This is a genomic window from Rathayibacter sp. VKM Ac-2804 (assembly GCF_009866655.1).
Classification (GTDB): Bacteria; Actinomycetota; Actinomycetes; order Actinomycetales; family Microbacteriaceae; genus Rathayibacter.
The window spans coordinates 3,004,078-3,015,031 of record NZ_CP047420.1; the positions used below are offsets into that span (position 1 = coordinate 3,004,078).

The window sequence follows — 10,954 nt, forward strand, 5'->3', positions numbered from 1 at the left end:
CGCCGTCCTCTCTCGTCGTGGCGGGCGGAGTCCTACTCCGTGATGTCGATCTCCTGCATCAGATCGGCGTCGATCGCGACGCGGACCTTCTCCAGCAGTCCGTCCGGCGCCGGCGAGTCGATCGTGATCACCGAGAGGGCCTTGCCGCCCGCCTCGGTGCGCGCGATCTGCATGCCCGCGATGTTGACCGAGGCCTCGCCGAACTCGCGCCCGTAGACCGCGACGATCCCGGGCCGGTCGACGTAGCTCATCACCACGTGGTGCTTCGCGAGCGGCACCTCGACGTCGTAGCCGTTGATCGCGACGAGCTTCTCGACCTGCTTGGTGCCGGTCAGCGTGCCCGAGACCGAGATCTGCGAGCCGTCCGAGAGAGCGCCGCGGAGCGTGATCACGTTGCGGTACTCGTCCGAGACCGCGTCGGTGATCAGGCGCACCTCGATGCCGCGCTGCTCCGCCAGCACCGGCGCGTTGACGTAGGACACCGTCTCCGACACCACGTTGCTGAAGACGCCCTTGAGCGCCGCGAGCTTGAGGACCTTGACGTCGAAGCCGGCCAGCTCGCCGCGCACCTCGACGTCGATCGAGGTCACCGGCGAGGCGGCGAGACCCGAGAAGACCTGGCCCAGCTTCTCCACCAGCGGGATGCCGGGGCGGACGTACGGGTCGATGACGCCGCCCGCGACGTTCACCGCGTCCGGCACGAGCTCGCCCGAGAGCGCGAGGCGCACCGACTTCGCGACCGAGACGCCCGCCTTCTCCTGCGCCTCGTCGGTCGACGCCCCGAGGTGCGGAGTGACGACCACGTTCTCGAGGGCGAGCAGCGGCGAGTCGGTCGGCGGCTCCTTGACGAACACGTCGAGCCCGGCGCCGGCGATGGTCTTCGCGACGAGGGCGCGGTGCAGCGCGTCCTCGTCGATCAGCCCGCCGCGGGCGACGTTCACGAGGAACGCGGTCGGCTTCATCAGCGCGAGCTGCGCGTCCGAGATCATCCCGGTGGTCTCCGGCGTCTTCGGCATGTGGATGGTGATGAAGTCGCTCTGCGCGAGGAGCTCCTCGAGCGGCAGGAGCGTGACGCCGAGCTGCTGCGCGCGGGAGCTGGTGACGTAGGGGTCGTAGGCGACGACGTTCACGCCGAAGGCCTGCAGGCGCGCGGTGATCAGCGCGCCGATGCGGCCGAGCCCGATGATGCCGACCGTCTTCTCGTAGAGCTCGACGCCCGTGTACTTCGAGCGCTTCCAGAGGCCCTGCGCGAGCGCGCTGTGCGCGGCCGGGATGTGGCGGGCGAGGCTCAGGATGTGGCCGACGGTGAGCTCGGCGGCCGAGATGATGTTCGAGGTCGGCGCGTTCACCACCATGACGCCGGCGGCGGTCGCGGCCGTGATGTCGACGTTGTCGAGTCCCACGCCCGCGCGCGCGACGACCTTCAGCGAGGGGGCCGCGGCGATCGCCTCCGCGTCGACCTGCGTCGCGGAGCGGACCAGGATCGCGTCGGCCGAGCCGAGCGCCTCCAGCAGCGCGGGGCGGTCGGTGCCGTCCACGGAGCGGATCTCGAAGTCGGGACCGAGGGCGTCCACGGTGGCGGGCGAGAGTTCTTCGGCGATCAGGACGACCGGCTTAGTCACGAGAGGCGCTTCCTTCGGGGAGGGGACGGAGCGGGCACCGAGCACGGGGCGCGGTGGAGCCCCCGCCACTGTAGCGGAGGGCCGCAGCCGCCCCCGGCCGTGTGACGCCCGCTCTCGACAGCGGGCGCCACGACCGACTAGAGCGAGACCAGGCTCTCGAATCCGAGGATCAGCTGCACGTCGAGCGAGAGGGCGGCCGAGAGGCAGAGCCCCGCGAACAGCAGGCCTGTCCGGGCGAGGAGCCCGCGGCGGCGACCGAGCACCAGCGCCAGCACGAAGCAGACCACCGGCAGCAGCAGCCCGAGCAGCAGCACGATCCAGCCCGTGCCGTTGAGGTCGGTGCCGAGCGTCGCGGCGTAGGTGCGCAGCCCGACGAGGTTGCCGATCCCCTCCCAGACGTCCCAGGCGAAGAGGAGCGCGAAGACCGCGGCGATCAGCACCGAGAGGAGGAGGCGCCGGCGCGGGTCGCTGCGGCGCGCGCCGCCGCCGAGGGTCGCCTTCGCCGAGCTGTCGGCCGAAGTGGAGTCGGTCGAGGTGGAGTCGGTCGCGGTGGAGTCGGCCGCGGTGGAGTCGCTCATCACGCGCCCTTCAGGAACGGCAGGGGGGCCAGCAGGATCAGCCCGGCGATCAGCCAGAGCACGCGGGTCCTCGTGCGGGCGCTCCGCGTGCCCAGCAGCACCGCGGCGAACCAGGCGGCCGGTCCGGCGACCGCGAGCCAGAGACCGAGCCCGTAGAGCCCGCCGCCGAGCGGGTCGCCCGCGAAGGTCGCGGCGATCGTGGCGTTCTGGCGGGTCGCGGTGATCATCCAGCCGATCGTCCAGAGGAGGTAGAGGCCTGCGGCGACGCCCATCGCGACCAGCAGCACGGAGGAGGCTGCCGCCGCGTCGGCGGCGTCGCGCTCGTCGTCCGGCTCGTCGTCCTCGAGCCCGTCCTCGTCGTCCTCGCGCAGCTCGTCCGGCAGCTCGTCGACGTCGCCGTCCCGTGCCTCGCGCTCCCGGGGAGCCGAGCGGACCGCCCGCGGCGCCTTCCGCCGCACAGGCCCGTCGCCCGCGACCAGCGTCGGGTCGCCGCCCTCGCCCGCCCAGCTGAGCGCGTCGTCGTCCCGGTCGTCCTCGGGTCTGCTCTCGATCACCGCAACACCCTAGCCGCGCGTCCCTCGCAGTCGGCTCGGAGCACCCCGACACCTCCCCGCCACCGCGCGGTCACCCCCCGGCCTCCCCCAGGCGGGACCCTTCGGGGATGGCGGAGCAGTCGGGGACGGACGAGCGCGCGGCGGAGGGCGGCCGGCGCCGCTACGTCGCGATCGGCGACTCCTTCACCGAGGGCGTCGGCGACCCGCACCGGCTCCTGCCCAACGGCGTCCGCGGCTGGGCCGACCGCGTCGCCGACCGCCTCGCCCGCGCCGAGCCCGGCTGGGAGTACGCGAACCTCGCCATCCGCAGCAAGCGGCTCGCGCAGATCACCGCCGAGCAGCTGACGCCCGCGCTGGAGCTGCGGCCGACCCTGGTGACGCTCTACGCCGGCGGCAACGACATCCTCGACCTCGGCACCGACATGCGCGTGCTGATCGACGGCTACGAGCACCTGGTCGACGCGCTCGCGACGACGGGCGCCTCGCTCGTGCTCTTCACCGGCTTCGACATCCCCGGGCTGCCCGCACCGCGGATGTTCGTCAAGCGCAACCGCGTCTACAACAGCGCCGTCCGCCGGATCGCCCGCGAGCGCGGCGCCGTCCTCGTCGACTACTGGCGGATGCAGGCGTTCCGCGAGCCCGCGATGTGGTCGAGCGACCGGATGCACCTCTCCAAGCGCGGGCACCGCGTGCTGGCGGCCGAGGTGCTCGACGTCCTGGGCGTCCCGCACACCATCTCCGCCGGCCCCTGGGACGCGCCCGAGCCGCTCACCCCGCGCGAGCTCCTGCGCGACCAGTACCGCTGGGCGCACGACTGGGTGCTCCCCCTGGTCGGCCGGAAGATCCGCCGGGTGACGCTCGGCGACCACCTCGCTCCGCGCTGGCCCGAGCCCGTGCTCGTCCCGCCGAAGGGCGGCCTGCGCCGCCTGGCCCGCGACGCCGCCTCCTGACGGGCACTCCCCCACAGAGCATCAGCCGAGAGCACACCGCATCCGCCATCAGCGATGAGCGGCGGTCTCCGCTGATGTTCCGCACGATCAGCCGCCCGCATCGCCCCGCGCGTCCCTAGGACAGCAGCGGCAGCAGGGCCACCAGCAGCAGGGCGAACGCGAGCATTACGATCGGCGCCGCCCGCCCCGCATCCGAGCTCAACGGCGCGGCCCGCCTCCCGGTGCCGGTCAGACCGCGGCGATCGATCGCCGCCACTCCCCCGCGCACCGAGAGCGGCCCCTCTTCGAGATCGCCCGGCCAGCGCTCGACCAGCAGCCGCCGACTGCGGGCCAGTGCGGCATCGGAGGCACGCAGAACGGCCAGCGGCAGCGCGTTGGCCTGCGACGAACCGATTCCGGCCGCCGCGCCGGCCGCGACGACGACCACAGCCGTGACCACCGCCCCCTCCGCCGCCTGCAGTGCGATGGCCGCGACCAGCAGGAGCACCCCGATGAGCGCGATGACGACGCCCGCGAGCGAGAGCACCGAGAACAGCGCCGAACTCGCCTTCAGATCCCGCGTGGCCGCCCGCCCGCGGGCCTCTGCCCGCGCCGAGCGCGACGGCGCGAGGATGCCGGGCAGATCGGCCGGCGACAGCGCGTCCTCCGGCAGCCGCACATCGAAGGGCAGGTCCGCGGTCTCGGCGAGGTCGTCCCGCCCGAGATCGGCCGGCACCGGCCAGGCCGCGCGGGCGAGGCGCGCCGCCGCGTCCTCCGTCCGCCGCCGCAGCGCCGAAGCGGTGGCGACGAGCAGCGTCCCCGCGATCAGCGCGAGCGCGAAGGCCGTGACCGTCCGCAGCGCGACCGGCGCCGACTCGAGGATCCCCCCTGACGCCAGCGCGAGCGCCGCAGCGAGCCCACCACCGGCGACCCCGCAGAGCACGACCCCCGCGGACACCTCGTACGACAGCCCGTCCCGTGCCGCCGCCACGCCCTCGTCCCACTGCCGCAGCCGCCGTGCCCGTCGCTCCATCCGCCCCACGCTACCCGCGCCCCCCGTGGTGCGCATGCTGATCGAGCAGCCCGCGCAGCGGGCGTATCGAGCGGAGGGGGCGCCTCCGGCGCCACCGCGGGGCGGGGAAGCGGCAGACGTTCATGCGGTGGTGGGTCTCGATACGCCCCTGCGGGGCTACTCGACCAGCATGTCTGCGGGCGTCTCTTCCAAGTAGATCCGCCAGCGCCAGAACGACGGTCAGCAGACCATCCGTGCTGGCGACGCCGGGTCTCGATACGCCCCTGCGGGGCTACTCGACCAGCATGTCTGCGGGCGTCTCTTCCAAGTAGATCCCCAGCTTCAGACCACCGTGGATGGAGTGCAGCGGAGGAACGCCCCCTCGTGCTGATCGAGTAGCCCCTAGAGCGGGCGTATCGAGATCCTCCAGCTTCAGACGCCGACCCTGCAGACCCGCCCTCCCGACGACTTCAGGTCTCGAGACGCCCCTCCGGGCCTGCTCGCCCACCGTGGAGCGAGGGCCGATGCGAGTCGACCCGTGACGGGCTTCGGCCGAGCAGCAGGGCCCGAGACGGGTCGACTCGACTGACGCGCAGGTGTCGAGTGGACGTGGGCAGGGGCCGGCGCAGAGCTCAGCGCCCGTTTCGGGTCCGTTCGCGAATCATGCAGATCGAGTGGACCGCGCAGCGGGCGTATCGAGATCCACCAGCGCCGGAACGAGGGTCTGCAGACCCGCCCTGCGGAAGACGGCGGGTCTCGATACGCCGCTGCGCGGCTACTCGACCAGCATGAGATGCGGCGCCCGACCAACATGAGGTGCGGCGCCCGACCAACATGAGGTGCGGCGCCCGACCGAGGCGGACCACCCCCGGACGCGACGGAGCCCCGGCCCCGCCGGCGTCCACCGCGAGTGCGGTGGCCGTCGACGGCCCAGGGCTCCGAGGTCCGTCAGTGCGGGCGACTAGCGCGCGACGCTGCCGTCCGTGTAGTCCTCGTCGGTCTGCTTCCAGGCGAAGAGCTTGCGCAGCTCGCGGCCGGTCTCCTCGATCGGGTGCTTCTCGCCCTTGGCGCGCAGCTCCTGGAACTCGGGCGCTCCCGCGTCCTGGTCCGCGATGAAGCGCTTCGCGAAGGCGCCGCTCTGGATGTCGCCGAGCACCGCCTGCATGTTCTGCTTGACGCTGGGGTCGATGACGCGCGGGCCCGACACGTAGTCGCCGTACTCGGCGGTGTCGGAGACCGACCAGCGCTGCTTGGCGATGCCGCCCTCCCACATCAGGTCGACGATCAGCTTGAGCTCGTGGAGGACCTCGAAGTAGGCGATCTCGGGCTGGTAGCCGGCCTCGACGAGGGTCTCGAAGCCGTACTGGACGAGCTGCGAGGTGCCGCCGCAGAGCACGGCCTGCTCGCCGAACAGGTCGGTCTCGGTCTCCTCGGTGAAGGTCGTCTTGATGACGCCGGCGCGGGTGCCGCCGATGGCCTTCGCGTAGGACTTCGCGGTCTCCCAGGCGGTGCCGGTCGCGTCGTTCTCGACGGCGATGATGTCCGGGATGCCGCGGCCGGCCACGAACTCGCGGCGCACGGTGTGGCCGGGGGCCTTCGGCGCGATCAGGATCACGTCGACGCCCGCGGGCGCCTCGATGTAGCCGAAGCGGATGTTGAAGCCGTGCGCGAAGGCGAGCGTCTTGCCCTCGGTCAGCTTGTCCGCGATCTGCTCGCTGTAGATGGCGCGCTGGTGCTGGTCCGGCGCGAGGATCATGATCAGGTCGGCCCACTCGGCGGCGTCGGCGACGCTCTTGACCTCGAACCCGTCGTCCTCGGCCTTGGCGGTCGACTTCGACCCCTCCTTGAGAGCGATGACGACCTGGACTCCGGAGTCGCGGAGGTTCTGCGCGTGGGCGTGGCCCTGCGAGCCGTAGCCGACGATCGCGACCTTCTTGGACTGGATGATGGAGAGATCGGCGTCGGCGTCGTAGATGAGCTCGGTCACGTGATGCTTCCTTTTCTGTGGATGGAGTGGGCGGAGCGGAGAGCGGCGCGGAGCCGTCAGTTCTTGAAGACGCGCTCGGTGATCGACTTCGAGCCGCGGCCGATGGCCAGCAGACCCGACTGGGCGATCTCCTTGATGCCGTAGGGCTCGATGACCCGGAGGAACGCGGTGGTCTTGCCCGAGTCGCCGGTGACCTCGATCACCAGGGCGTCGGTCGCGACGTCGACGACGCGGGCGCGGAAGAGGTTCACGGCCTCGAGCACCTGCGAGCGGGTGACGTTGTCGACGCGCACCTTCACGAGCAGGTGCTCGCGGTGCACCGACTGGTCGGGGTCGAGCTCGACGATCTTGATGACGTTGATCAGCTTGTTCAGCTGCTTCGTCACCTGCTCGAGCGGGAGGTCCTCGACGTCGACGGCGACCGTGATGCGCGAGAGCCCCTCGAGCTCGGTCGGCCCGACGGCCAGCGACTCGATGTTGAAGCCGCGGCGTGCGAACAGTCCCGCGACGCGGGTGAGCAGTCCCGGCTTGTCCTCGACGAGCAGGGAGAGAACGTGGTGGGTCATGCGGTCTACTCCTCGTCGTCCCAGGTCGGGCTGTGGTCTCGGGCGTACTGGACGTAGCTGTTCGAGACGCCCTGCGGGACCATCGGCCACACCATGGAGTCGCGGCTGACCACGAAGTCGATCACGACCGGCCGGTCGTTGGTGGCGATCGCGAGCTCGATGGCCGCGTCGATCTCCTCCGGCTTGGTGACCCGGATGCCCAGGGCGCCGTAGGCCTCCGCGAGCTTCACGAAGTCCGGCACGCGGATGGTGTCGTGCCCGGTGTTGAGGTCGGTGTTGGAGTAGCGGCCCTCGTAGAACAGGGTCTGCCACTGGCGCACCATGCCGAGCGAGGAGTTGTTGATCACCGCGACCTTGATCGGGATGTCGTTGATCGTGCAGGTGGCGAGCTCCTGATTGGTCATCTGGAAGCAGCCGTCGCCGTCGATCGCCCAGACCGTGCGGTCGGGCTCGCCCACCTTGGCGCCCATCGCCGCGGGAACGGAGTAGCCCATCGTGCCGGCGCCGCCGGAGTTGAGCCACGAGTTCGGGCGCTCGTACTTGATGAACTGCGCCGCCCACATCTGGTGCTGGCCGACACCCGAGGCGAAGACGCCCTCGGGACCGGTGATCTCGCCGATCCGCTTGATCACGTACTGCGGCGAGAGCAGGCCGTCGACCGGCTCGGTGTAGCCGAGCGGGAACTCCTCCTGCAGGCCCTTGAGGTAGGTCCACCAGTCGGCCGTGTCGGGCGCCGCGCCGTCGATCGCCTTCGCGAACGCGTCGGTGAGGTCCGGCAGGACGTCCTTGAGGTCGCCCACGATCGGCACGTCGGCCGTCCGGATCTTCGAGATCTCGGCCGGGTCGATGTCGACGTGCACGACCTTGGCGTTCGGCGCGAAGAGCGCCGCCTTGCCGGTCACGCGGTCGTCGAAGCGCGAGCCGAGCGCCAGGATCAGGTCCGACTCCTGCAGCGCGAGCACCGCGGGGACGGTGCCGTGCATGCCGGGCATGCCGAGCTGCTGCTCGTGCGAGTCCGGGAAAGCGCCGCGCGCCATCAGCGTCGTGACGACGGGGGCACCGCAGGCCTCGGCGAACGCCAGCAGCTCGGCCGCCGCGCGGGCGCGGATGATGCCGCCGCCCACGTAGAGCACGGGCTTGCGCGCCTCGGCCAGCAGCTGCGCCGCGGCCTGGATCTGCTTGCCGTGCGCCTTGGTCACCGGGCGGTAGCCGGGCAGGTCGATCCTCGGCGGCCAGACGAACGGCGCCGCGTCCTGCTGCGCGTCCTTGGTGATGTCGACGAGCACGGGGCCGGGGCGGCCCGTCGTCGCGATCAGCACGGCCGAGGCGAGCGCCGAGGGGATGTCCTCGGGGCGCGTGACCAGGATGGAGTGCTTGGTGATCGGCATCGTGATGCCGACGATGTCCGCCTCCTGGAAGGCGTCGGTGCCCATCAGCGTCGAGAAGACCTGGCCGGTGATCGCGAGCATCGGCACGGAGTCCATGTACGCGTCGGCGATCGCGGTGACGAGGTTGGTCGCACCCGGCCCGGAGGTCGCGATGCAGACGCCGAGCTTGCCGGTCGCCGCGGCGTAGCCCTCGGCCGCGTGGCCGGCGCCCTGCTCGTGGCGGACCAGGATGTGGCGGATCTTCGACGAGTCCATCAGCGGGTCGTAGACGGGCAGGATCGCGCCGCCGGGCAGGCCGAAGACGTCCTCGATCCCGAGCATCTCGAGCGAGCGGACGACCGCCTGCGCTCCGGTGAGCGACTCGGCGACGGGCGCGACCGCCGGCGCGGACGCGGCGGTGCGGGGTGGCTGGGGTGTCGGTGCGGTGGGCACGGCGGACGGATCCGGGGTCATGCGGGTGTCGATTCCTTCGAAGCGTGATGCGGCGGCGGGCACCGGGGGCTCGGGGTGCGAGCGAGCGGTGCCCGGGAGGCGCGAATGCGCGGCCGGCCCGAGCGGGCCGGGATCAACCCGTGGTGGCGCCCTCGGCGGCCGAGCGGACGAGCTTGGCGTACTTGGCGAGGACACCGCGGGTGTAGCGCGGAGGGAGGGGCGCCCAGCCTTCTCGGCGGGCGGCGAGCTCGGATTCGTCGACGAGTAGGTCGATCGATCGAGCGGCGATGTCGACCCGAATCGGGTCTCCGTCGCGGACGAATGCGATGGGACCTGCGTCCACCGATTCGGGAGCTATGTGGCCGATGCACAGGCCGGTTGTGCCGCCTGAGAATCGTCCGTCGGTCAACAGTAGTACATCTTTTCCGAGGCCGGCCCCCTTGATGGCGGCCGTGATGGCCAGCATCTCGCGCATGCCCGGGCCGCCCTTGGGGCCCTCGTAGCGGATGACCACCACGTCGCCCTTCTTGATGTCGCCGTCGGTCAGCGCGTCCATCGCCGCGCGCTCGCGCTCGAAGACCCGCGCGGGGCCCTCGAAGACCGAGGCGTCGAAGCCGGCCGTCTTGACGACCGCGCCCTCGGGAGCGAGCGAGCCCTTGAGGACGGTCAGGCCGCCGGTGGCGTGGATCGGGTTGTCGAGAGTGCGGATGACCTCGCCGTCCAGCGGCGCGATGTCCATCGCCGCGAGGTTCTCGGCGACCGTCTTGCCGGTGACCGTGAGGCAGTCGCCGTGCAGGAGGCCCGCGTCGAGCAGGGCCTTCATCACGGCGGGGACGCCGCCGTGGCGGTCCACGTCGTTCATGACGTACTTGCCGAACGGCTTGAGGTCGCCGATGTGCGGGATCGTGTCGCCGATGCGGTTGAAGTCGTCGATCGTGAGGTCGACCTCGGCCTCGTTGGCGATCGCGAGCAGGTGCAGGATGACGTTGGTCGAGCCGCCGAACGCCATGGCCACGGCGATCGCGTTCTCGAACGCCTCCTTGGTCAGGATGTCGCGCGCGGTGGTGCCGTTGCGCAGCAGCTCGACGACCGCCTCCCCCGACTTGCGGGCGAAGTAGTCGCGGCGGCGGTCGGCCGCGGCGGGCGACGCGGAGCCGGGCAGGCTCATCCCGAGCGCCTCGGCGACGCTGGCCATCGTGTTCGCGGTGTACATGCCGCCGCACGAGCCCTCGCCCGGGGCGAAGGCGCACTCGATGCGCTTGGCGTCCTCCTCGGACATGATCCCGGCCTTGACGCCGCCGACCGCCTCGAAGGAGTCGATGATCGTGATGTCCTTCTCGGTGCCGTCGGACAGCTTGACCCAGCCCGGCGCGATCGAGCCGGCGTAGACGAAGACGGCGGCGAGGTCGAGGCGCGCGGCGGCCATCAGCATGCCGGGCAGCGACTTGTCGCAGCCGGCCAGCATGACGGTGCCGTCGAGGCGCTCGGCCATCATCACGGTCTCGACGGAGTCGGCGATGACCTCCCGCGAGACGAGCGAGAAGTGCATGCCCTCGTGGCCCATCGAGATGCCGTCCGAGACGGAGATGGTGCCGAACTGCAGCGGGTAGCCGCCGCCCGAGTGCACGCCCTCCTTCGCGCTGCGCGCGAGGCGCTCCAGCGAGAGGTTGCAGGGGGTGATCTCGTTCCACGACGAGGCGATGCCGATCTGGGGCTTCTCCCAGTCGTCATCGCCCATTCCCACGGCGCGCAGCATCCCGCGCGACGTCGTGGCCTCGATGCCGTCCGTGACGGTGCGCGAACGAGGCTTCCAATCGATTTCCGGCATGTGACGAGGCTACCGCCTCGCACGCGGTGCTCCCGCGCTCCGCAGCGCGCTCCGATCC

Annotated in this window: 9 protein-coding genes; 1 reads left to right on the plus strand and 8 read right to left on the minus strand. The window is 71.5% G+C overall.

The window, feature by feature from the left end; all coding sequences use genetic code 11:
• Positions 1 to 32 precede the first annotated feature (32 nt).
• The 3 genes from serA to GTU73_RS14120 all read right to left on the minus strand — a co-directional run bounded on the left by serA (position 33) and on the right by GTU73_RS14120 (position 2,754).
• A complete protein-coding gene (gene serA / locus GTU73_RS14110; RefSeq protein ID WP_160090352.1) occupies positions 33 to 1,622 on the minus strand; it encodes a phosphoglycerate dehydrogenase in 1,590 nt (529 codons plus the stop codon).
• Positions 1,623 to 1,759: 137 nt separating this feature from the next.
• Positions 1,760 to 2,200: a hypothetical protein gene (locus GTU73_RS14115; RefSeq protein ID WP_160090353.1), complete on the minus strand. Its 441-nt coding sequence runs from the start codon at positions 2,198 to 2,200 to the stop codon at positions 1,760 to 1,762.
• The gene (locus GTU73_RS14120) at positions 2,200 to 2,754 is read right to left on the minus strand and encodes a DNA polymerase III subunit gamma/tau (RefSeq protein WP_160090354.1); all 555 of its coding nucleotides are present in this window, start codon (positions 2,752 to 2,754) and stop codon (positions 2,200 to 2,202) included. Before GTU73_RS14120 ends, GTU73_RS14115 begins: the two co-directional genes overlap by 1 nt.
• A gap of 107 nt (positions 2,755 to 2,861) precedes the next feature.
• On the opposite strand from GTU73_RS14120, the gene GTU73_RS14125 reads away from it, so the two are divergent.
• A complete protein-coding gene (locus tag GTU73_RS14125; protein ID WP_160090355.1) occupies positions 2,862 to 3,704 on the plus strand; it encodes an SGNH/GDSL hydrolase family protein in 843 nt (280 codons plus the stop codon).
• A 115-nt stretch (positions 3,705 to 3,819) separates the two neighbouring features.
• Here GTU73_RS14125 and GTU73_RS14130 read toward each other — a convergent pair whose 3' ends face one another.
• The 5 genes from GTU73_RS14130 to ilvD form a co-directional block, all read right to left on the minus strand.
• The gene (locus GTU73_RS14130) at positions 3,820 to 4,716 is read right to left on the minus strand and encodes a hypothetical protein (RefSeq protein ID WP_160090356.1); all 897 of its coding nucleotides are present in this window, start codon (positions 4,714 to 4,716) and stop codon (positions 3,820 to 3,822) included.
• A 940-nt stretch (positions 4,717 to 5,656) separates the two neighbouring features.
• The gene (ilvC, locus tag GTU73_RS14135) at positions 5,657 to 6,682 is read right to left on the minus strand and encodes a ketol-acid reductoisomerase (protein WP_123734023.1); all 1,026 of its coding nucleotides are present in this window, start codon (positions 6,680 to 6,682) and stop codon (positions 5,657 to 5,659) included.
• 56 nt (positions 6,683 to 6,738) lie between these two features.
• A complete protein-coding gene (gene ilvN, locus GTU73_RS14140) occupies positions 6,739 to 7,248 on the minus strand; it encodes an acetolactate synthase small subunit (protein WP_123447978.1) in 510 nt (169 codons plus the stop codon).
• Positions 7,249 to 7,253: 5 nt separating this feature from the next.
• Positions 7,254 to 9,089 (minus strand): acetolactate synthase large subunit, encoded by a 1,836-nt coding sequence (locus GTU73_RS14145; RefSeq protein WP_160090357.1) that lies wholly within the window; start codon positions 9,087 to 9,089, stop codon positions 7,254 to 7,256.
• A 112-nt stretch (positions 9,090 to 9,201) separates the two neighbouring features.
• Positions 9,202 to 10,896: a dihydroxy-acid dehydratase gene (gene ilvD / locus GTU73_RS14150; protein ID WP_160090358.1), complete on the minus strand. Its 1,695-nt coding sequence runs from the start codon at positions 10,894 to 10,896 to the stop codon at positions 9,202 to 9,204.
• Between the last annotated feature and the right edge of the window lie 58 nt (positions 10,897 to 10,954).